Origin of the sequence: Clostridium sartagoforme (assembly GCF_039521405.1) — a bacterium.
GTDB classification, from domain to species: Bacteria; Bacillota; Clostridia; order Clostridiales; family Clostridiaceae; genus Clostridium; species Clostridium sartagoforme.
In genome coordinates, this window is sequence record NZ_BAAACH010000038.1 from 25,069 (window position 1) to 44,592 (window position 19,524).

Annotated in this window: 25 protein-coding genes; 19 read left to right on the forward strand and 6 right to left on the reverse strand. The window is 25.9% G+C overall.

Annotated elements, in window-relative coordinates:
• A partial coding sequence (locus ABDZ60_RS15595; protein ID WP_343779320.1) for an LPXTG cell wall anchor domain-containing protein occupies nucleotides 1-284 on the forward strand: 284 nt, incomplete at its 5' end.
• A gap of 156 nt (nucleotides 285-440) precedes the next feature.
• On the opposite strand, the gene ytaF is transcribed toward ABDZ60_RS15595, so the two are convergent.
• Nucleotides 441-1,064, reverse strand: a complete 624-nt coding sequence (gene ytaF / locus ABDZ60_RS15600; RefSeq protein WP_047001141.1) for a sporulation membrane protein YtaF — start codon at nucleotides 1,062-1,064, stop codon at nucleotides 441-443.
• A 162-nt stretch (nucleotides 1,065-1,226) separates the two neighbouring features.
• Between ytaF and ABDZ60_RS15605 the strand changes: the two genes are divergently transcribed.
• A complete protein-coding gene (locus ABDZ60_RS15605; protein WP_047001142.1) occupies nucleotides 1,227-1,496 on the forward strand; it encodes a DUF1292 domain-containing protein in 270 nt (89 codons plus the stop codon).
• A gap of 15 nt (nucleotides 1,497-1,511) precedes the next feature.
• A complete protein-coding gene (locus ABDZ60_RS15610; RefSeq protein WP_047001143.1) occupies nucleotides 1,512-1,910 on the forward strand; it encodes a hypothetical protein in 399 nt (132 codons plus the stop codon).
• 231 nt (nucleotides 1,911-2,141) lie between these two features.
• Here the strand turns inward: ABDZ60_RS15610 and ABDZ60_RS15615 are convergent, their stop codons facing one another.
• Nucleotides 2,142-2,342: a hypothetical protein gene (locus ABDZ60_RS15615; RefSeq protein ID WP_047001144.1), complete on the reverse strand. Its 201-nt coding sequence runs from the start codon at nucleotides 2,340-2,342 to the stop codon at nucleotides 2,142-2,144.
• A gap of 305 nt (nucleotides 2,343-2,647) precedes the next feature.
• On the opposite strand from ABDZ60_RS15615, the gene ABDZ60_RS15620 reads away from it, so the two are divergent.
• From ABDZ60_RS15620 to ABDZ60_RS15645, 6 genes are all read left to right on the forward strand, one after another.
• Nucleotides 2,648-2,839 (forward strand): DUF896 domain-containing protein, encoded by a 192-nt coding sequence (locus ABDZ60_RS15620; RefSeq protein WP_016207243.1) that lies wholly within the window; start codon nucleotides 2,648-2,650, stop codon nucleotides 2,837-2,839.
• A 12-nt stretch (nucleotides 2,840-2,851) separates the two neighbouring features.
• On the forward strand, nucleotides 2,852-3,760 hold the full coding sequence (gene hprK / locus ABDZ60_RS15625) for an HPr(Ser) kinase/phosphatase (RefSeq protein WP_016207242.1): 909 nt from the start codon (nucleotides 2,852-2,854) through the stop codon (nucleotides 3,758-3,760).
• Nucleotides 3,761-3,817: 57 nt separating this feature from the next.
• Nucleotides 3,818-5,212, forward strand: coding sequence for an aminopeptidase (locus ABDZ60_RS15630; RefSeq protein ID WP_047001145.1), 1,395 nt, complete (start codon nucleotides 3,818-3,820; stop codon nucleotides 5,210-5,212).
• Between the two features lie 118 nt (nucleotides 5,213-5,330).
• On the forward strand, nucleotides 5,331-5,576 hold the full coding sequence (locus tag ABDZ60_RS15635; RefSeq protein WP_016207240.1) for a phage holin: 246 nt from the start codon (nucleotides 5,331-5,333) through the stop codon (nucleotides 5,574-5,576).
• A gap of 276 nt (nucleotides 5,577-5,852) precedes the next feature.
• Nucleotides 5,853-7,067: a methyltransferase domain-containing protein gene (locus ABDZ60_RS15640; protein WP_047001146.1), complete on the forward strand. Its 1,215-nt coding sequence runs from the start codon at nucleotides 5,853-5,855 to the stop codon at nucleotides 7,065-7,067.
• Between the two features lie 101 nt (nucleotides 7,068-7,168).
• A complete protein-coding gene (locus ABDZ60_RS15645) occupies nucleotides 7,169-8,434 on the forward strand; it encodes an MFS transporter (protein WP_047001147.1) in 1,266 nt (421 codons plus the stop codon).
• A gap of 47 nt (nucleotides 8,435-8,481) precedes the next feature.
• Here ABDZ60_RS15645 and ABDZ60_RS15650 read toward each other — a convergent pair whose 3' ends face one another.
• The gene (locus ABDZ60_RS15650) at nucleotides 8,482-9,318 is read right to left on the reverse strand and encodes a PHP domain-containing protein (protein WP_047001148.1); all 837 of its coding nucleotides are present in this window, start codon (nucleotides 9,316-9,318) and stop codon (nucleotides 8,482-8,484) included.
• 132 nt (nucleotides 9,319-9,450) lie between these two features.
• Between ABDZ60_RS15650 and ABDZ60_RS15655 the strand changes: the two genes are divergently transcribed.
• The 7 genes from ABDZ60_RS15655 to folK are packed head-to-tail and all read left to right on the forward strand — an operon-like array spanning nucleotide 9,451 to nucleotide 14,835.
• Nucleotides 9,451-10,044, forward strand: a complete 594-nt coding sequence (locus tag ABDZ60_RS15655) for an anthranilate synthase component II (RefSeq protein ID WP_047001149.1) — start codon at nucleotides 9,451-9,453, stop codon at nucleotides 10,042-10,044.
• Nucleotides 10,037-11,386: an aminodeoxychorismate synthase component I gene (gene pabB / locus ABDZ60_RS15660; RefSeq protein ID WP_343779328.1), complete on the forward strand. Its 1,350-nt coding sequence runs from the start codon at nucleotides 10,037-10,039 to the stop codon at nucleotides 11,384-11,386. The genes ABDZ60_RS15655 and pabB overlap by 8 nt, the downstream gene beginning before the upstream one ends.
• The gene (locus ABDZ60_RS15665) at nucleotides 11,383-12,129 is read left to right on the forward strand and encodes an aminotransferase class IV (protein ID WP_242835092.1); all 747 of its coding nucleotides are present in this window, start codon (nucleotides 11,383-11,385) and stop codon (nucleotides 12,127-12,129) included. The genes pabB and ABDZ60_RS15665 overlap by 4 nt, the downstream gene beginning before the upstream one ends.
• Before the next feature lie 12 nt (nucleotides 12,130-12,141).
• Entirely contained in the window at nucleotides 12,142-12,696 is a 555-nt protein-coding gene (gene folE / locus ABDZ60_RS15670) for a GTP cyclohydrolase I FolE (RefSeq protein ID WP_047001151.1), read from the forward strand.
• An 11-nt stretch (nucleotides 12,697-12,707) separates the two neighbouring features.
• Entirely contained in the window at nucleotides 12,708-13,181 is a 474-nt protein-coding gene (locus tag ABDZ60_RS15675) for an HD domain-containing protein (RefSeq protein ID WP_047001152.1), read from the forward strand.
• 18 nt (nucleotides 13,182-13,199) lie between these two features.
• Nucleotides 13,200-14,009 carry a dihydropteroate synthase gene (gene folP, locus ABDZ60_RS15680; RefSeq protein WP_343779334.1) on the forward strand — a complete coding sequence of 270 codons (810 nt, stop codon included), beginning with the start codon at nucleotides 13,200-13,202 and terminating at the stop codon, nucleotides 14,007-14,009.
• Between the two features lie 10 nt (nucleotides 14,010-14,019).
• A complete protein-coding gene (folK, locus tag ABDZ60_RS15685) occupies nucleotides 14,020-14,835 on the forward strand; it encodes a 2-amino-4-hydroxy-6-hydroxymethyldihydropteridine diphosphokinase (protein WP_016207226.1) in 816 nt (271 codons plus the stop codon).
• 73 nt (nucleotides 14,836-14,908) lie between these two features.
• Here the strand turns inward: folK and ABDZ60_RS15690 are convergent, their stop codons facing one another.
• Nucleotides 14,909-15,397 (reverse strand): DUF4883 family protein, encoded by a 489-nt coding sequence (locus ABDZ60_RS15690; protein ID WP_016207225.1) that lies wholly within the window; start codon nucleotides 15,395-15,397, stop codon nucleotides 14,909-14,911.
• Between the two features lie 115 nt (nucleotides 15,398-15,512).
• On the opposite strand from ABDZ60_RS15690, the gene ABDZ60_RS15695 reads away from it, so the two are divergent.
• The 3 genes from ABDZ60_RS15695 (at nucleotide 15,513) to ABDZ60_RS15705 (ending at nucleotide 18,385) form a co-directional block, all read left to right on the forward strand.
• Nucleotides 15,513-15,950: an N-acetylmuramoyl-L-alanine amidase gene (locus ABDZ60_RS15695; RefSeq protein ID WP_016207224.1), complete on the forward strand. Its 438-nt coding sequence runs from the start codon at nucleotides 15,513-15,515 to the stop codon at nucleotides 15,948-15,950.
• Nucleotides 15,951-16,100: 150 nt separating this feature from the next.
• Nucleotides 16,101-17,111 carry a pyruvate kinase gene (locus tag ABDZ60_RS15700; RefSeq protein WP_343779338.1) on the forward strand — a complete coding sequence of 337 codons (1,011 nt, stop codon included), beginning with the start codon at nucleotides 16,101-16,103 and terminating at the stop codon, nucleotides 17,109-17,111.
• Nucleotides 17,112-17,611: 500 nt separating this feature from the next.
• Nucleotides 17,612-18,385 carry a response regulator transcription factor gene (locus tag ABDZ60_RS15705; protein ID WP_016207223.1) on the forward strand — a complete coding sequence of 258 codons (774 nt, stop codon included), beginning with the start codon at nucleotides 17,612-17,614 and terminating at the stop codon, nucleotides 18,383-18,385.
• 166 nt (nucleotides 18,386-18,551) lie between these two features.
• On the opposite strand, the gene ABDZ60_RS15710 is transcribed toward ABDZ60_RS15705, so the two are convergent.
• Nucleotides 18,552-18,872 (reverse strand): DUF1540 domain-containing protein, encoded by a 321-nt coding sequence (locus ABDZ60_RS15710; RefSeq protein ID WP_016207222.1) that lies wholly within the window; start codon nucleotides 18,870-18,872, stop codon nucleotides 18,552-18,554.
• A gap of 26 nt (nucleotides 18,873-18,898) precedes the next feature.
• Nucleotides 18,899-19,441 carry an NADH peroxidase gene (locus tag ABDZ60_RS15715; RefSeq protein ID WP_016207221.1) on the reverse strand — a complete coding sequence of 181 codons (543 nt, stop codon included), beginning with the start codon at nucleotides 19,439-19,441 and terminating at the stop codon, nucleotides 18,899-18,901.
• Between the last annotated feature and the right edge of the window lie 83 nt (nucleotides 19,442-19,524).

Sequence of the window (19,524 nt, forward strand, 5' to 3'; positions counted from 1 at the left end):
GATTAAACAAAGGAAATTTAGCAGTATTCTATTATGATGAAGAAACTAAGACATTTAAAGAAATGGAAACAACTATAAATGGAAATGAAGTAACATTTAAGACTCCTCATTTTAGTAAGTTTATAATTGCAGAAAAAGCTTCTAATAATGGAAACGATAATGGAGGTTCTTTACCAGCAACAGGTGGAAATAATCCAATTTACCCATTAGTAATAGGATTAATTATAGTAGGTGCTGGAGCATTCTTCGTATTTAATAAAAAGAAAAAAGAAACAACTAAATAAAATATAAAAGGAAGCTATTTTAGCTTCCTTTTTATTTAGATATTATAAAAAGTTTAATAAATAAAGAGGCTTTACCCAATTTACTTTTCTTAGCTTTCAATAAAACATATGTAAGCTTGTATTTTTAGTATAGTATAACTATAAACTACAAGCTTTTTAAAATACTCTTAAAAAAGCAAGGATAATTAACATTGCTCCTGATAACCAAGAAAGATTTAGGTTTATATTTTCTATGAATTTTCTTCCGATAAATGCCCCTAATAATATTGATACAAGTCCTATAATAAGAGCAACTATAAAAACTTGAATATAATTAATAAAAATAAGGCTACTACCAAACCCTACAGCTAAGCTATCTAAAGAAAGAGCAAAGGCAAGGTAAAAGGCCTCTTTAGGAGTAAGTATTTTAGATTTATCAAAATCTGCTTTGACTTCATCAGCATATACTTGGAGAACAAATTTAAAATCAAATACTTTAAAGGTTAAAGGCGAAAAATTATGTGATCTTTTTTTTATATATGATTTGAGTAAGCTTTCAAAAAGTCTATATATACCTAGAAAAAAAAGTATAAAAAAACTTATTATTTTTGCAATATTAGAAGAAATATAATTTTGAAGAAATCCTCCTATTAATAAGGAGAATCCTAACATACTAGCAGAGATAATATCAACTATGAGAGCTGATAAAAATGGAATTTTTATTTTGCTAGTTCCATAAGCAATACTTGCTAAAAATGAATCTATAGATACTGATAAAACTAATAATATTGTTTCTAGCATAAACTCATCCTCTGAAAATATTTTTAATTTATAATATGAGAAAAATAGATATAAAGTTACAAAGTTTGACTAATAAATAAAAATGGATAAAATAAAAATAGTAGTAAAAAATTGCTTTTAAATATAAAATAATAATAATTAGTTAATATAAAGGAGAAAAGAATGGAAGATAAAGATTTTAACATTAATGAAGACGAAAGAAGAATAATGAGTTTTTTAGATGAGAAAGGTAATAAAATAGACTTTGAAGCAGTTGCTAGAGTTTATTTAGAAGAAACAGAATATTTACTTTTAGCACCAATAGATGAGAAAAGTGAAGATGTATATGTTTTTAGAGTAGATGAAGTAGATGGAAAAGAAGAATTAAATTTGGTTGAAGATGATAAAGAATTTTTAGCTGTAAAAAAAGAATATAAAAAATTGTTATATTAATTTGGAGGTTAAATTATGGATTTCAATAAAATTATAAACATATTAGATGAAAATGGATTATCTGAAATTGAAGATTTAAAAACTGAAGATGGTATATTTCTAGTTAAATTCTTTTTAGATTTTGATGAAGATGTATTAAGTGCAGCTAGAAGTTATTCAAATGAAGAAAGTGATTATGAAGAAGAAAGTAATGAATGGTTCAAAGAGTATTTTATTCCATACCTTTACGAGTATGCTAATGATGAAGTAGTTGATATAATAGAAGAAATAGTAGAAGAATTAGATGTTTTAGGAGAAGTTATGGCTTTTCAAATGGAGATATCAAATTATGAATCTATTCAATTCATGGCGCTATTTACAAAAGAAGAAAATGGAGTAACTATTGAAGATGTAGCTAAAGAATTTATCTGCTAATTAAAAGAGATTCCATTGAACATAAAAAGATATGGTTAAAAAACATGTTAGTAATATAATTTGTATTAATGCCTCAAATATTGAGGCGTTTTTTAATTCAAAAAAATATAAAAACTTTTAAAGCCATAAAAAGTTTTTATATTTTTTATTGATTATAAGTAATTATATTTATATATTCATAAAACAAAGTAATTTATACCTCTAATACATAATAAATAATTAGTAAATTATTTAGGCAACCTTTTTCAAAGGGTTGCTACCAAAGTGTTTTTTAATATATTTTCTATATATATTCTTTTGTGTTTTACTTATAAGCTTGTCCAAATCTTGAGAAAGATAAATTATTAGTTTGTTGCTTGGTGAAAGATATCCTAGTAAGAAATTTAGAATAGCTTTTTTAATTATTATTTGTTTTCTACGTTTTTTAATCATTTTAGTAGCACCTCCATCTATTTACAAAATACATCTTGTTATAACAATATTATACCAAAAAGTGTAAAAATGTAAAATGGTTTTATAAAACAAATAACAACAAAATAACCTATAAAAATTATGTAAATTTAATGAAAATATTAAAATAAATGGTATAAATTGAAAATAATACCTTAAAGTAAATGATTAACAAAAAAATTAATATTAGAATTTGTCGAAATTATATAAGTTGATATTGATTAAAATAGAAGGTAAAATGTAATAAAGAGTTAAATAAAATTAGTCAAAGCAAAGGAGAACCAAGGATGGAATATAAAGATATGAAAATGGATGATATAATAAAAAGAATTAATGAACTTTATAAAAAAAGTAAAGAAGAAGGATTAGATGATTCAGAAAAAGAAGAACAACAAATATTAAGAAGAAGATATATAGATAGTGTAAAAAGTAACTTCAAAGCTCAATTAGAAACAGTTGAATTAAAAAAAAGAAATTAAAGGGTGATAAATTTGTCAGTTACAGTAGAAAAATTAATTAAAGATTTTGATATGGAAGTATTAGTAGAAGGAAATAAAAACGTAGAAATTTTTGTTAATGATATAAATAGACCAGGATTACAATTAGCAGGGTTTTACAACTATTTTGCTCCTGAAAGAATACAAGTTATAGGTAAAGCAGAATGGAGTTTCTTAGATGCTATGGCAGTAGAACTCCGTAAAAAAAGAATAGATAAGTACTTTAGTTTTAATTTAAATTGCTTAATTATAACTAGGGATTTAGAGCCACATGAAGAATTATTAAAGGCAGCGAAAAAAAATAAAGTATGGATAATAAAAACTAAGTTAGTAACTACTCAATTTATAAGCAAAATAACAATTTATTTAGCAGGACAATTAGCTCCGGAAACTAGACTTCATGGAGTTTTAGTAGATGTATATGGAATAGGAATATTAATAACAGGTGAAAGTGGTATAGGCAAAAGTGAGACTGCTTTAGAGTTAATAAAAAGAGGACATAGATTAGTAACTGATGATGCAGTTGATATAAAAGAAATAGATGGAGAACTTATAGGAAGGTCTCCAAGAATAACAATAGGGATGCTTGAAGTTAGAGGAATTGGTATAATAGATGTTTCATCATTGTACGGCTTAAGTTCTATTCTTCCTGAAAAGGATATCCAATTACTTATGCATTTTGAGCATTGGAAAGATGATGGGGACTATGATAGATTAGGGTTAAATGATGAACGCCAAGATATTTTAGGAGTTAAAGTAAAAAGATTGAGAGTACCAGTAAGACCGGGTAGAAATATTGCTGTAATAATAGAGGCAGCAGCAGCAAATTATAGACATTCACTTATGTCAGATGTAACTCCAGTAGATATAATTGAAAATAGAATGGATAAGATAATAGAATAATAAATCATATAAATAAAAGTTATAATAATAAATATAATAGTTTTTAGGAGGAGTAATATGAATAAAGAAGATAAGAAAAATCCTTGGCAAAAATATTTAGGTAATAAAAAGGAAGAATTATTTGATTTCTGTAACGGCTATATAGACTATATGTCATTATGTAAAACAGAAAGAGAGTGTGTGTTGACTAGTATAGATATGGCAATGGCTCTTGGGTATAGGGATTTAGAAGAAGTAATAGAAAATCAAGAAAAATTAAAACCTGGAGATAAAGTGTTTATAAATAATAAAGATAAAGCACTAGCCTTATTTCTTATAGGAGAAGAGCCGCTAGAAAAAGGTATGAGAATAATAGGGTCACATGTGGATTCTCCAAGATTAGATTTAAAACAAAATCCACTATATGAAGATTCAGATCTTGCAATGATGGAAACACATTATTATGGAGGCGTAAAAAAATATCAATGGGTTACACTTCCGCTAGCGTTGCATGGAGTAGTGATTAAGAAAGATGGTACTAAAATAGATGTAGTTATAGGAGAAGATAGTAGTGATCCAGTAGTTGGAATATCAGATCTTTTAATACATTTATCAGCGGATCAACTTCAAAAGAAAGCTAATGTAGTAATCGAAGGAGAAGATTTAAATTTATTAGTTGGAAATATGCCTTTAGAAGGTAGTGAAAAAGATGCTGTTAAGGCAAATATTCTTAATATTTTAAAAGAAAAATATGATTTTGAAGAAGCTGATTTCTTATCAGCTGAAATAGAAGTAGTTCCAGCTGGAAGAGCTAGAGAGTATGGATTAGATAGAAGTATGGTAATGGCATATGGTCAAGATGATAGAGTTTGTGCGTACACTTCATTAATGGCTCTTTTAGATATAGACAAAACTAGATATACATCAGTAATATTGCTAGTAGATAAAGAAGAAGTTGGAAGTAATGGTGCTACAGGAATGCATTCAAAATTCTTTGAAAATACAGTAGCAGAAGTAATGGATAGACTTGGAGAATATTCAAGCTTAAAGTTAAGAAGGGCTCTATCAAACTCTAAAATGCTATCAGCCGATGTAACAGCAGCCTATGATCCTAATTATCCATCTGTAATGGAAAAGAAAAATTCATCATATTTTGGAAAAGGCCTTGTGTTTAGTAAGTACACAGGTGCAAGAGGAAAGTCAGGCTGTAATGATGCAAATCCAGAATTTATGGCATGGCTTAGAAATATAATGGATGAAAATGATATTGCTTATCAAACTGCTGAACTTGGAAAAGTAGATCAAGGTGGTGGTGGAACAATTGCTTACATATTAGCTGAATATAATATGGAAGTTATTGATTGTGGAGTAGCACTACAAAATATGCATGCTCCATGGGAAGTTGCAAGTAAATTAGATATATATGAAACAATGAGAGGCTATAAAGCCTTTTTAGAATCAAAATTAGATTAAATCCCAAAAGTCATATTAAATTAAGCTAAATAAGTCTTAATTTAATATGACTTTATTTTTTTATTCACATAATTTAATTATGTGAATAAAATATATTATGAATTAAGGAGGGGATATTATGGAATTTGATTGGTCAAGATTCAAAAATTATGGATTATGGGTATCCATATTTGCTTTAATACCAATGCTTTTAAATTCATTAGGTATAGAAGTAATTCCAGAAGAATATCAAGCAATAACAAATACTATATTGTCAATATTAGTTGCACTGGGAATAGTAAGTAATCCTACTACTCAATGTAAATGGTTTGTTGATGATAAAAAAGAAAAAGAGATAGATAATCAAGTGGAAGGTCATAAATAATTAGGTAATATCCTATATAAAGCATAATTTTTAGGAGCTGTTATAAGGCAGCTCCATTTTAATATTATTATGAATATAGTGATTTTCATATATTTTTATAATTTTAATACTACAAAAGTTTGAAAGATATAGTAAATTAATATAAAATTAATTAATATATATGTTTTTGATTTTATTATTTTATTTAAATGAATATAGAACAATGGTATATAATTCTTAATTGTTTAGATTATAAGCATGACATATATATCATAATATTGAAAAGTGAGAGTATATATGAGAATTGGAGAATTTAGTAAAAGGAATAAAGTAAGTATTGAAACTGTTAGACATTATATAGATTTAGGTCTTATTATACCTTATAAGAATGGTGCTCAATATGAATTTAATGAAAAATGCCAAAAAGAAATTGAAAGTATTTTAGAATTAAAAGCATTAGGTTTTACTTTGAATGAAATAAAATCCATTTTTGTGTACGAAACATTAGGAAAACTTAGTGTTAATGAAAAAAATAATGTTTTATATGATATATTTGATTTAAAGCAAAAGGAAGTAAATAGAAAAATAAATGAATTAGTAGATATAGAATCAAGATTAATAAACAAATTAAAATATATAAATACAACAGAAATACAAAAAAGTTTTAACTTAGGAATAGATATTAAAAACTTAAGTCTATTATCATGTATTAAATGTGGGGATGAGTTATACTTAGAAGATGGTAATATAAAAAATAATCAAATATTAGAAGGAAAATTAAAGTGTACTTGTGGTATGAAATATAGTATAAAATCAGGAATATTAATTATTGACGATGATTTTGTAAAAAATAGTGATGAAATATATAATCTCATTATTGAAGACTATATAAAAGAGACAGATGAAAGGTATATTTTAAATTTAAGAAAAGGCTTAGATTGGACATGTAATGAACTATGTAAAATTTCTTTTAAAAATAAAGTAATATTAGAAATAGGAACTGGATTAGGTTTTTTATTAAGAAATTTATATGATAATTTAGATAATAGTGTGTATATTGCTATAGATAATAATATTGAAAAACATAATTACTTAAAGTCATTAATAGAAAGAAGTAGTTTTAAAAAGAATATAATGTTTATTTGTACAGATTTTAAATACATACCAATAAAGAAAAAATCTATTGATATATTTTTAGACTATGGAGGTAGTAGCAATTATTGGTTTGATAAAAATGATTTTTCACTTGAAAATATATTGAAATATTTAAAGGAAGATTCATATGTTGTTTTATCATATATTTTATTTAAAAAATTTATATTAAGTAACCCCATAAAAAGAGAAAATAGAAAGAATTTTAACATTAATTATATTAAAGAGGAACTAAATAAATATAATTTTACTATGATATCAGATCAAAAGTCAGATTATTTAAATAAACCTAGTATATATGAAAATTATTTTTCTGATAGTGAGGAAGTTTATTCATATTTATATTTTGGAAAAAGGTAGGGTTAACCCTACCTTTTTTTAAAATATAATAAAAATATCCCAAAATATAGGGTTGATATGTTGTATAGAAGATATTATACAATTTTCTAGAGGTGATAAAAATGAAATATATAAAGAATAAAGAAGATAGAAACTCTATTTTATTTTATCTAGCAAATTTGATATCAATATTTGGGACAGCCATATATACTTTTGCCATAAGCTTATATACATTAAAGATAACTGGGTCAAGCATTAGCTTTTCTACTACTTTGATTTTAAGTATATTGCCAATAATTATATTGAATCCTTTTGTAGGAGTAATAGTAGATAAATTTAACAAGAAGAAGTTAGCAGTTATAGCTAACGCTTTAAATGGAATATTTTTATTTACAGTGTACTTAATCAGTAATTGGAAGGGGTTAAATCTAGGAACTATTTATTTAAGTACTTTTGTTATTACAAGTATAAACATTATATTTGATATAAGCATAGATTCAGCCATTCCTAATATTGTTTCAAAAGATAAGGTAGTTAACATTAATTCAGGAAATAGAATAATAGATTCAATATCTTCTGTGTTAGGACCAGTATTAGGAGGAGTGGCATTTGCTGCTTTTAATATAGAAACTTTTATATTAATAAATTCTATTTCGTTTATAGTTTCAGCAATTTTAGATACTTTAATTGATTTTAAATATAATACTGAAAATGAATCAGAAGAAATGGATAGTGAAAGTATTACTTTTGGGAAATTGAACTATTTTAAGGAAATAGCAGAAGGACTTAAATATTTAATAAGTAAAAGATACATTATTAGAATTCTATCTATATTTATAATATTTAACTTTTTTATATCTTTTTCAGTTACGATTCCAATACCAATTATATTAAATAATATATTAGAAATTCCAGCTAAAAGTTATGGATTAATTCAGGGAGGAATCCCTGTAGGAATGATAATAGGTGCATTTGTAGTTAAAAAAATTATGGCTAAATATAAATTAAACAATATTTTTTCAGCAGTAGGAATAGTCATGTCGGTTAATATAATATTACTTTCTATTCCGATATTATTTAAAACTATAAATAATATAAATGTATATATAATGTACTATTTAATTATAATGATATTTATGGGTATATGTATATCTTTAGTTGATATTCCATTTTCATATACTATGCAAACTAATATAGAGGAAGAATATAGAGGAAGATCAATAAGTTTAACAATAAGTATAGTAAAAGTAGTAGTCCCAATATCGTATATAATATCGGGAATTTTACTTCAAAGTATAGAACCTTATATAGTAGTTCTATTCGGAGGAATTTCAGTATTAATAATAAGTATAATATTTTTCAAATATGCGAAGCGACTATACAATTAAAATAAAAAATTATTAATTGGGCTGTCTATTTAACAGCCCTTTATGATTTAATCATAAGATAAAACCCAATTTAACATTGAGATTATATAATCCTCTTGAGTAATATTAACATCTCCAACACTTCCATGGCCTTTATCATTAGGGATACCATGACAGTCGGATCCACTTGAAATAAATAAATTTCTGTCTTTAGCTAATTTTAAAAAATTCTCTGTATCAGCTTCTTTATTTTTATAATAAATAGCTTCAAGTCCATCGAATCCTAAATCTAATAAATCTTCAACTGGTGTTTTCTTAACCAATACAGGATGTGCTAAAAAAACTAAGGCATTATACTTCTTTAATAATTCGATCCCTTCCTTTGTAGAAAGTTTAGTAGATGGAATATAAGCTGGGCAGTTATTACCTATAAAGTTATCAAAAATATAATCATGGTCATAAGAATAACCAGCATCTATTATAGCTTTCGCTATATGAGGTCTTGCTATAGTATCTTTTCCGTTAGATAAAACCTTATTTATATCAATTTTAATATTATGATATTTTTTTAGATTATCAACTATCTTATGAGCCCTGGAAATTCTTCTTTCTTTTAATTCGGCTAATATATTATTAAGTTCGGGATGATCATAATTATCTTTATTAAAAAAGCCTAAAATATGAATTGATTCTCTATTATATTCTGTAGATAGCTCTATTCCGGGAATAAACTTAACATTAAGAGCTTCTGCTTCATTTAAAGCTTCTTTTATACCAGTTAATGTATCGTGATCTGTTAATGAAACATAATCCAAATTCCTTTGCTTTGCCATTTTTACTATATCTCTAGGAGTAAATCTACCATCAGAGCAAATAGAATGAATATGCAAATCGCATTTAAACATATATCTTCTCCTTCCAAATTAATAATATGTAACTTAAAATTTTAAAGTTATATATTATTATGATATAATCTATTCATTAAAAATATTTTAACACAATAGATTTACTTTTAATATAAAACATGGAGGATATTTATGCTTTTAATGATAGATAATTATGATTCTTTTGTGTTTAATTTAGTTAGGTATATAGAAGAATTAGGAGAAGAAGTTTTAATATATAGAAATGATAAGATAACTATTCAAGAAATAGAAATGTTAGAGATAGATGGAATAATAATTTCGCCAGGACCTAAGACACCTAATGAGGCAGGGATATCGCTAGAAATTTTACATAAATTTAAGGGAGTAAAGCCTATACTTGGAATATGTTTAGGTCATCAGTGCATAGGACATTATTTTTCTAGTAATATAATAAAAGGAAAAGAACCTGTTCATGGAAAAATAAGTTATATCAATCATTCAAATAAAGATATTTTTAATGGCGTAAAAAATCCATTGAGGGTAACAAGATATCATTCACTTATAATAGATAATAAAAATATTAGTAATGACTTAGAAGTAACTAGTTACACCGAAGATAATGTAGTTATGGGAATAAAACATAAAAAATATCCTATTTTTGGAGTTCAATTTCATCCAGAAGCTGAAATGACAGAAGAGGGACATAAGATAATAGAGAATTTTATACAAATATCGAAGAGCTTTAAGGAGAATAAAGATGATTAGGGTTAGAGAAATAAGTACAAATTACAATCCTCTTGAAGTTTATAATATTTTCAAGGACGAAATAAATACAATATTACTTGATTCATCTAAAGAAGATAAAATTTTATCTAAATTCTCTTTTATAGGAACAAATCCTTTTATGATTTTTGAATCGAAAGGACAAGAGTCATTTATCGATAAAGTTAAGATTCATGGAGAGCCTTTTACTGTTTTAGAAAATCTTATAAATAAATATAAACTTGATAATGATGGATATGACAATATACCATTTATTTCAGGGGCAATAGGCTATATATCATATGATACAGGAAGAATATTAGAAGAACTTCCAGATACAAGTAAAGAGGATTTTAACATAAGTGATATGAAGTTTATTTTCTATAAGAATATTATAGTGTTTGATTTAGAAAATAAAAAACAATACATAACATCAATAATTGATAATGCTTATAATGAAGACTTAGATTATTTAGAGGAAAAGATAAAGTTAGCAAATATAATAAAAGAGCAGGATTTTGAATCTATAAATAAAAACTTTAAATCTAATTTTGAAAAAGAAAATTATAAAAATGCAATTACTAAACTAAAAAAATATATTATAAATGGTGATGTTTATATTGCTAATATGACTCAAAGGTTTTATACAGAAAATAAAGAAGAACCTTTTGAGATATATAAAAAGTTAAGAACTATAAATAAGGCACCATTTTCTGCTTATATGAATTTTGAAGATTTTCAGGTCATAAGTTCTTCGCCTGAAAGATTTATTGAAATAAATAAAGGGAAGGTAGTTACAAGGCCAATAAAAGGGACAAGACCTAGAGGGAAAAATGAAGAAGAAGATAAGAAAAATAGTTTAGAACTTATAAATAGCGAAAAAGATAGAGCAGAGTTATTAATGGTGGTAGATCTTGAAAGAAATGACTTAAGTAAAGTATGCAAACCTTACTCAGTAAAGGTAACTGAACTATTTGAACTTGAAAAATATGCAACAGTATTTCATTTAGTGTCAACCGTAGAGGGTATTTTAAAAGACAATATATCATCAGTAAAATGTATTAAGGAATGTTTCCCTGGGGGATCTATAACAGGAACTCCTAAAATTAGAGCTATGGAGATAATAGAAGAACTAGAAGGATTAAAAAGAAATCTTTATACAGGATCTATAGGATATTTTGATTTTAGAGGAAATGCTGATTTTAATATAGCTATAAGAACAATTATTAAAAAGGACAATAGGGCCTACTTTGGCGTTGGTGGAGGAGTAACTTATGATTCTATAGAAGAAGATGAGTATAATGAAACACTAGATAAAGCAAAAGCCTTAATGAGGGTATTATGATGAGAAATGTAATAATAGGAAAAGATAAAATAACTATAGATAGTGGATACTTTTTTGCTAGAGGGGTATTTGAAACCATACTAGTAAAAGAAAAGCCATTGTTTTTAGAAGAGCATATAAAAAGGCTTAATAATGGTATTAATATTCTTAAAATTGGAGAAGCAATTGAAGTTGAATATATTAGTAATATAATAAATGATTTTAATATAAAAAATTGTGTTTTGAAAATAATTGTAACAGAAAAAAATATATTATTAGAAACTAGAGAACTATTATATAAGAGCGGAGATTATCTAAGAGGGTTCTCATTAAAGGTAGCAAAAACAATAAAAAATTCTACATCTAAATTGACATATATAAAGTCTATGAATTATTTAGAAAATATTTTAGAAAGAGAAGAGGCTTTGGAAGAAGGATATAATGAGGTCATATTTTTGAATGAAAAAGGATATGTCTCCGAAGGAAGTTTTTCTAATATATTTGCTGTGAAGAATAATGTAATATTTACACCAAAAATTAGTAGTGGATTACTTCCAGGTGTAGTAAGAAATCACCTTATTAAAAATTATGATGTAATAGAAAAAGAAGTAAGTTTAGATGATATCATAAATGCTGATGAAATATTTATAACTAATAGTTTATTGGGTATAATGGGAGTAAGTAAATTTGAAAATAGAATTTTGACAGAAAATAAAATCACAATTAAGATAAGAAAAGAATATGAATCACAAATTGGAAATTAGGAGGGGCATTTAATGATAGATAGAGAAAAAGTATTAGAAGGAGTAAAATTAATATTAGAAGGTATTGGGGAAGATCCAAATAGAGAAGGTCTTTTAGAAACTCCAGATAGGATAGCTAGGATGTATGAAGAAATCTTTTCAGGAATAGGAAAAGATGCAAAAGGTGAGTTAGAAAAAACTTTTACTGTTGAGGAAAATGATTTAGTTCTTGAAAAAGATATCACTTTTTATTCAATGTGTGAACATCATCTTGTACCTTTTTATGGTAAAGCACACATTGCTTATATACCAAAAGGAAAGGTTGCGGGACTTTCAAAACTCGCAAGATGTGTAGAAGTTTATGCAAAAAAACCACAATTACAAGAAAAATTAACTACAGAAGTTGCTGATGCAATAATGAAATATTTAAATGCAGAAGGCGTTATGGTAATAATTGAAGCTGAACATATGTGTATGACTATGAGAGGTGTAAAAAAGACAGGAACAAAAACTGTAACAACAACATATAGAGGATGTTTTAAAGAGGATTATCAATTAAGAAAAGAAGTAATGAGTTTATTAAAATAGGGGGTAGAATTTTGGGAAATGTTAATAAAATTCTAAATCATCCTAAGTATAAGAGATTATTAAATGAATTAAACCAATTAGAAATAAATAGAGAGTTTTGTAATCATACCATTGAACATTTTTTAGATGTTGCAAGAATTGCGTATATAACTGTATTAGAAAAAGGATTAGGATATAATAAAGAAATAATATATTCAATAGCATTATTACATGATATAGGAAGAGTTATGCAATATAATGAAGGAATAGATCATCATAAGGGTAGTGCTATAATAGCATCAGAAATATTAGAAGATACAAATTTTTCTCATAAGGATAAAGAACTAATTATTAAATGCATAAAAGAGCATAGAAAAGAAAGTGATGATGAGCTTTCAAAAATAATATATAAAAGTGATAAACTTTCAAGAAATTGTTTTAACTGCAAATCTTATAATGATTGTTATTGGGATGAAAATAAAAAAAATAAGATTATAAAAATATAAGCTAAAGGGGAGAGACGTATGAAGATAGGAAATAAAGAAATAAATTTAGATGAAAGAACTTATATAATGGCTATATTAAATGTAACACCAGATTCTTTTTCTGATGGTGGAAAATATAATGAAGTAGAGCAAGCTGTAAAAAGAGCAAAGCAAATGGTAGAAGAAGGAGCCGATATAATAGATATAGGGGGAGAATCAACAAGACCAGGAGCGAATTATATATCCGAAGGAGAAGAAATAAAAAGAGTAGTTCCGATAATTAAAGCTATAAAAAGTGAACTAGATGTTTTAATATCAATAGATACTTATAAAAGCAAAACTGCTGAAGAAGCTATAAAAGCAGGTGCGGATATAATAAATGATGTATGGGGATTTAAAAAAGATAAAAATATGGCGGAAGTAGCAGCAAAATATGATATTCCATGTATATTAATGCATAACAGAGAAAATAAGCCTTATACAAATTTAATGAAGAATGTAATAGAAGATGTAATAGAAAGTATAAATATAGCTTTAGATGCTGGAGTAAAAAGAGAAAATATTATATTAGATCCAGGTATAGGATTTGCTAAAAACTATGAAGAAAATTTAATTGTAATGAATAACTTAGAGAAAATTGTAAATATAGGATTTCCTGTTTTACTTGCAACTTCAAAAAAATCAATGATTGGTTTAGCATTAGACTTACCAGTAGATGAAAGAAGAGAAGGTACTATAGCAACTACTGTAATGGGAATAATGAAGGGGTGTAAATTTGTTAGGGTACATGATGTACTTGAAAACAAAAGAGCATGTATTATGACTGATAAAATATTAAGAATGAAATAGAGGGAAAACTATGGATAAGTTATATTTAAAAGATGTTGAGATATTTGCAAATCATGGTGTATTTAATGAAGAGAAATCTCTTGGACAAAAGTTTATATTATCTTTAGAATTAGATGTAGATTTAAGTTTAGCATCTAAGAGTGGAGATTTAACAAAGTCAGTTCATTATGGGGAGCTTTGCCATAATATTGAAAAGGAATTTCAAAAAGAGAGTTATGATTTAATAGAAACCGCAGCAGAAAAGATAGCAGAATATGTATTATATAACTATGATTTAGTAAAAAACATAAAAGTATTATTAAAAAAACCATGGGCACCAATAGGTAGGCATTTAGATACAGCTGCGGTAGAAATAAATAGAGGATGGCATAAAGCATATATTGCGTTAGGTAGTAATATTGGAGAAAAGACTGAAAACATAAATATTGCAATAGAGAAAATAAAAAGCAATAAAGAAATAAAGTTGCTAAAAGCCTCTAAAATAATAGAAACAGAACCTTGGGGATATGAGAATCAAGATAGTTTTAAAAATGCAGCTATAGAAGTAGACACCATATTAAATCCAAGAGAACTTATGTCTTTATTATTGAATATTGAAAAAGACATGAAAAGAGAAAGAGTAATTAGATGGGGACCGAGAGTAATAGATTTAGATATTATTTTTTACGATGATTTAGTTACTAGTGATGATTTTATAACAATTCCACATCCAAGAATGGAAGAAAGAGAGTTTGTATTAGCTCCATTAAATGAAATAGCACCCAATAAAATTCATCCATTGAATAGAAAAAGAGTTTTTAAAATGCTTGAAGGAATAAAAAAATAATAACCGTTAGCTTAAGAAAAAATGACAGTAGGTAAAGTTTTACTTTATATAAATTTTACCTACTGTTCTGTATTTATCCTTCAAATCCATTAGAAACTTTTTTTATATATTCACAAAATTTATATAAATTATAATAGTCAGAAACACCTTCCATGGAAATAGTATCCTCATCATATACCCCATCCCATGGATAAATTGAAATTAATTTATTGTTATATGCATTTATAATATATTTTACATCTGAAAATTCTAGTAATAACTTATATTCAGGAGAAAGCCCTTCTTCTACTACAGCACCATAGTTTTCATCGTTTAAAGAGTCAATAAATTCAGGTAAAATACTATGTTCTTCTTCATTAACATCATAATATTTATATACATTTAAATCAAAAATCTTAATAGTATAAGAATCATTTTGATTCAATCTTTCTTGTATTTCATTAGTATAATAATTATTGTTAGGTTTAGTACCAGGTCTTATGTACTGTGATTTATTAAAATTACAACCTGAAAAAGAGAAAATAATAAATATACAAATTAAGGTGATAAGAAATTTTTTCACTATGAACCTCCTTAAGATAACTTATATATAAATTTATTCTTTCAACAAAGACTTTAGAACATATTCATACAAAAGAGAATAGAATGAACTAATAATAATTTTCCTTGGAGGCAAAGTGAAATACGGAATAGATATAAATAATACTGAAATTTTAAAAGCTATTTCACAAAAATTAAAGGAAAGTGGTAATTTTATTGTTGACTTGTATCAAGGTCAAAGTACAGCAAGAAGCTTGTTAAAGAAGGTCCTTATAGCAAATATAACAAATATAGATTTTTATGTTGGAATAGAATTTAAGAAAGATATTTCACAATGTGAAATATTTTATGATAACAATGAGAAGTCTAAAGAATGCAGTGAAATGGTAAATAAATTATTAAATGAAAATATAAAAAATATAATTTGTAAGCAGGGAGATCATTTATACTTGCTTAAAAATATAAATGCACCAGCTTTATATATTAAAATACCAGTAGAAGCTGAAGAGACAATAGAGCAATTATATATAGAAGGAATCGTTGATATACTAAATGAAATCTCAAATAGGGAGTGACAGTAATAATGATTATTTAATATGATATAAAATTATCTTAAATAAAAATAATTTTATATCATATTTTCATTATAATTATAAATAAATTTTTGTAATAAAAATTGAATTTCTGTAGTAAAGATAATTATGATCAATAATTAGGAGAAAATTATGCATATAATAGCCACTATAGGACCAAAATCTACAGATAAATGGATTATTAAGGAACTAATAGAAAATGGAGTAGATATATTAAGACTAAATTGTTCTCATTTTAATAAAGAAGAATTTGAATATGTAATAAAATATTCTAAAGGACTAAAAAGAGATATACATATACTAGTTGATTTATGCGGGAAAAAAATAAGAGTATCTAAGGACTTAAAATATATATACAAAGTTTATAATGGACAAGAAGTTTACTTTTGTGGAGAAGATTTCTATAGAGGTATAGATACTTTAACATTAAAAGACATGAAGCTAATTCCATTGACAATAGAAACCGATGAAATAATTAAAAGTAATATAAAGACTATTTCTATGAAAGACAATACAATGAATTTTGAAATAATTAAAATAGATAAAGGAGTAATAAATGCTAGAGTTATAAAAGGTGGAATTATAAGAGGGGGTAAGGGCTGTAATTTATCAGGCATTTATGATGATAAAAATTGTTTAAGTGAAATTGATAAAGAAAACATATTGTGGGCATTAAATAACGATGTAGATATTATATGTCAATCATTTGTAGAAAAAAAAGATGATATAAATATAATAAAAGAAATTATAAAAGGTAGTAGCAAAGATACAAACTGTAAAGTCTGGGCAAAAGTAGAAACACCTACTGGTATTAATAATATTGAAGATATTTTAAAGGTAGTAGATTCTATAGTTATAGGAAGAGGAGATTTAGTACCAGAGTCAGGAATATTAAATGCTATAAAGTTACAAGAAAAAGCTATTGAAACAATAAAATCAAAAAATAAAAAAGTAATTATAGCAACTCATTTATTAAATAGTATGAAAAATGGACATTTAGCTACATTACCAGAAATAGAAAGTATTCATCGATTTATAAAAGGTGGGGTAAGCGGTTTACTGCTAGCAGGAGAAACTTCTATAGGAAAAGCACCGATTCAAACAGTTAAATTTTTAAAGAATGTTATAGATTATTATCAATAATAGATAATAGAAATTTTAGGTGTATTTATGAATGAAAAAATAGAAAAAATTATAATTACAAGTTTATGGATATTATTAGGGAGTATAATGATTTTATTATTTTTATATGTATATAGATGGATAGCACATTTGGGATAATAAATTGCGAAGTAAAATTTCTAGATTGTAGTGCACAAGGCATAGTTTATTGGATAAAGTAACAGGGAATAGGTAACATGTAACCAGGTAACATGTAACAAGTAAGAGGTAATAGGTAACGGATGGTAGATTCTTTTAGAAAAATAATTATTAAATATATAATCTTAATTTTTGATTATACTTGATACCTGATACCTGTTCCCTAGCAAATGAAAATAACTGTGAACTAAATAAACATATGTAAGTTATTGTTAAGAAAAATTTCTTTAGTTTAATTTTTTTATACAAGTTTAGAAGATTTAATTAAAAGAAGAGAAGAAATACTGTATAATGAAATTAGATTTAATAAAGGGGTGGTAAGTATGTGCAATATATTACATATTGAACAAAGTAGCTTTTTTTCTAAATTAGTAGAGAAAAACGTTGAAGAAAAAGGACATAATTATATTAATGTTAAGGATTTCCATGAAGCAAGAGAAGTATTAGAATCGCAAAATATTTGTCTTATAATTTCATCTTTATATGTAAAGGATGGAAATATTGAGGACTTTGTAAGAGAAGTAAATAACAAGTTTGATATTCCTATATTTGTTGTAACTAGTGAAGATATGAGTGATACAAGAAAAGATCTTATTAACCTTGGAATAAGTGAATATATTTTAAAAAAGGATTTAGAAGATGAAATAAGAAAATATTTAGATAATGTATTTAGGGAAGATGAATATATGAACAATCTTCAGGAAGCAAGTATAGCGATTGTTGAAGATAATAATTTCTTTATAGAATTAGAAAGAACAATATTAGAGAACAGAAAAATATGTAACGTAGATTATTATGAAGATGGAAAATCTTTAATAGAAAGTGGGAAAAAGTATGATATATACTTAATAGATATTATACTCAAAAATGAATTTGGAAAAGATCTTATTAGAAAAATAAGAAGAAATAATATAGATTCATCAATAATAGCAGTTACTGCATTAGATAATAATAAAGCATTATCTAAAATATTAGATAGTGGAGCAGATGATTTTATCACTAAGCCGATAGACGAGGAGTTGTTTATAGCTAAGTTAAAGTCAAATATAAGGGTGTATAATCTTCAAAAGAAGTTAAATGAACTTAAGAAAAATTAAGAGTCTTAAGAAAAAAGAAATACTTTCTTATATTTTTTGTAACAGTACTGACATAAAAGCATAGTATTATATGTATATAAGTTGTTAGCGCGGCTTAGCAATAAATAATTTATCCCCTTAATAAATAAAAAATGATATCCTTTGTTGGATATCATTTTTATTTATATTATTCTCTACAAAAACTTTCACAATTGGTTTGGCTATATAACTTAACGCTATTTCCAGAAATGTTTATAGAATTTAGTGAACATAATTGATTTTCATTATATTTACAACTATTAACCTTACAGACTAAGCAACTACAAGGATCCCCCTCATCATAGGCATTATTAGTTAAATTACCATAAGTGGCACGATCTAAAAACGATGAACAACATGTATCACATTCGCTATCTGAATTCTTTCCAACAACATTTATACGATTAGAAAAACAAATATTTTCTTTGTTATGAGAACAATTATTTGCACTACAATAAATTTTTTGCATTAGAATCTCTCCTTATCAATTAAATATTAACTAAAATATCTATTTAGCAGGCCTTTAAAAGCGCAACCATGTCTTGCTTCATCCTTGCACATTTCATGTACAGTATCATGAATTGCATCGAGATTACGTTGCTTAGCTAAATCAGCAAGTTTCTTTTTACCGTCACAAGCCCCATATTCAGCTTCGACTCTTGCTTGTAAATTAGCTTTTGTATCAGCAACTACAACTTCACCTAAAATTTCAGCAAATTTAGATGCATGTTCAGCTTCTTCATAGGCAATTCTTTTATATGCCTCAGCAATTTCTGGATAACCTTCACGGTCAGCTTGACGTGACATAGCTAGATACATTCCAACTTCAGTGCACTCAGCGGTAAAGTTAGCTCTTAATGCATCTAGCATATCTGGTTCAAGATCATTTTTAGTACCAATTTTATGTTGATCTGCCCATCTCATTTCATCAGTAATTTCTTGGAACTTTTCAGAGCCTACTTTACAGACAGGACAAAATTCAGGTGGAGCATCTCCCTCATGTATATAGCCACAAACAGTACAAACAAACTTTTTCATTTAGAATCCTCCTTAAAATATATTTAGACAATAATCTAAAATGCAATAGTAGTATTTGCTAAATGATATAAAAAATACATTTA

Excerpts from the sequence above, each read along its gene's own strand:
- ytaF (WP_047001141.1), bottom strand. The coding sequence starts at position 1,064 with ATGCTAGAAACAATATTATTAGTTTTATCAGTATCTATAGATTCATTT.
- ABDZ60_RS15605 (WP_047001142.1), top strand. The coding sequence starts at position 1,227 with ATGGAAGATAAAGATTTTAACATTAATGAAGACGAAAGAAGAATAATG.
- ABDZ60_RS15610 (WP_047001143.1), top strand. The coding sequence starts at position 1,512 with ATGGATTTCAATAAAATTATAAACATATTAGATGAAAATGGATTATCT.
- ABDZ60_RS15615 (WP_047001144.1), bottom strand. The coding sequence starts at position 2,342 with ATGATTAAAAAACGTAGAAAACAAATAATAATTAAAAAAGCTATTCTA.
- ABDZ60_RS15620 (WP_016207243.1), top strand. The coding sequence starts at position 2,648 with ATGGAATATAAAGATATGAAAATGGATGATATAATAAAAAGAATTAAT.
- ABDZ60_RS15630 (WP_047001145.1), top strand. The coding sequence starts at position 3,818 with ATGAATAAAGAAGATAAGAAAAATCCTTGGCAAAAATATTTAGGTAAT.
- ABDZ60_RS15635 (WP_016207240.1), top strand. The coding sequence starts at position 5,331 with ATGGAATTTGATTGGTCAAGATTCAAAAATTATGGATTATGGGTATCC.
- ABDZ60_RS15640 (WP_047001146.1), top strand. The coding sequence starts at position 5,853 with ATGAGAATTGGAGAATTTAGTAAAAGGAATAAAGTAAGTATTGAAACT.
- ABDZ60_RS15645 (WP_047001147.1), top strand. The coding sequence starts at position 7,169 with ATGAAATATATAAAGAATAAAGAAGATAGAAACTCTATTTTATTTTAT.
- ABDZ60_RS15650 (WP_047001148.1), bottom strand. The coding sequence starts at position 9,318 with ATGTTTAAATGCGATTTGCATATTCATTCTATTTGCTCTGATGGTAGA.
- ABDZ60_RS15655 (WP_047001149.1), top strand. The coding sequence starts at position 9,451 with ATGCTTTTAATGATAGATAATTATGATTCTTTTGTGTTTAATTTAGTT.
- pabB (WP_343779328.1), top strand. The coding sequence starts at position 10,037 with ATGATTAGGGTTAGAGAAATAAGTACAAATTACAATCCTCTTGAAGTT.
- ABDZ60_RS15665 (WP_242835092.1), top strand. The coding sequence starts at position 11,383 with ATGATGAGAAATGTAATAATAGGAAAAGATAAAATAACTATAGATAGT.
- folE (WP_047001151.1), top strand. The coding sequence starts at position 12,142 with ATGATAGATAGAGAAAAAGTATTAGAAGGAGTAAAATTAATATTAGAA.
- folP (WP_343779334.1), top strand. The coding sequence starts at position 13,200 with ATGAAGATAGGAAATAAAGAAATAAATTTAGATGAAAGAACTTATATA.
- folK (WP_016207226.1), top strand. The coding sequence starts at position 14,020 with ATGGATAAGTTATATTTAAAAGATGTTGAGATATTTGCAAATCATGGT.
- ABDZ60_RS15700 (WP_343779338.1), top strand. The coding sequence starts at position 16,101 with ATGCATATAATAGCCACTATAGGACCAAAATCTACAGATAAATGGATT.
- ABDZ60_RS15705 (WP_016207223.1), top strand. The coding sequence starts at position 17,612 with ATGTGCAATATATTACATATTGAACAAAGTAGCTTTTTTTCTAAATTA.
- ABDZ60_RS15710 (WP_016207222.1), bottom strand. The coding sequence starts at position 18,872 with ATGCAAAAAATTTATTGTAGTGCAAATAATTGTTCTCATAACAAAGAA.
- ABDZ60_RS15715 (WP_016207221.1), bottom strand. The coding sequence starts at position 19,441 with ATGAAAAAGTTTGTTTGTACTGTTTGTGGCTATATACATGAGGGAGAT.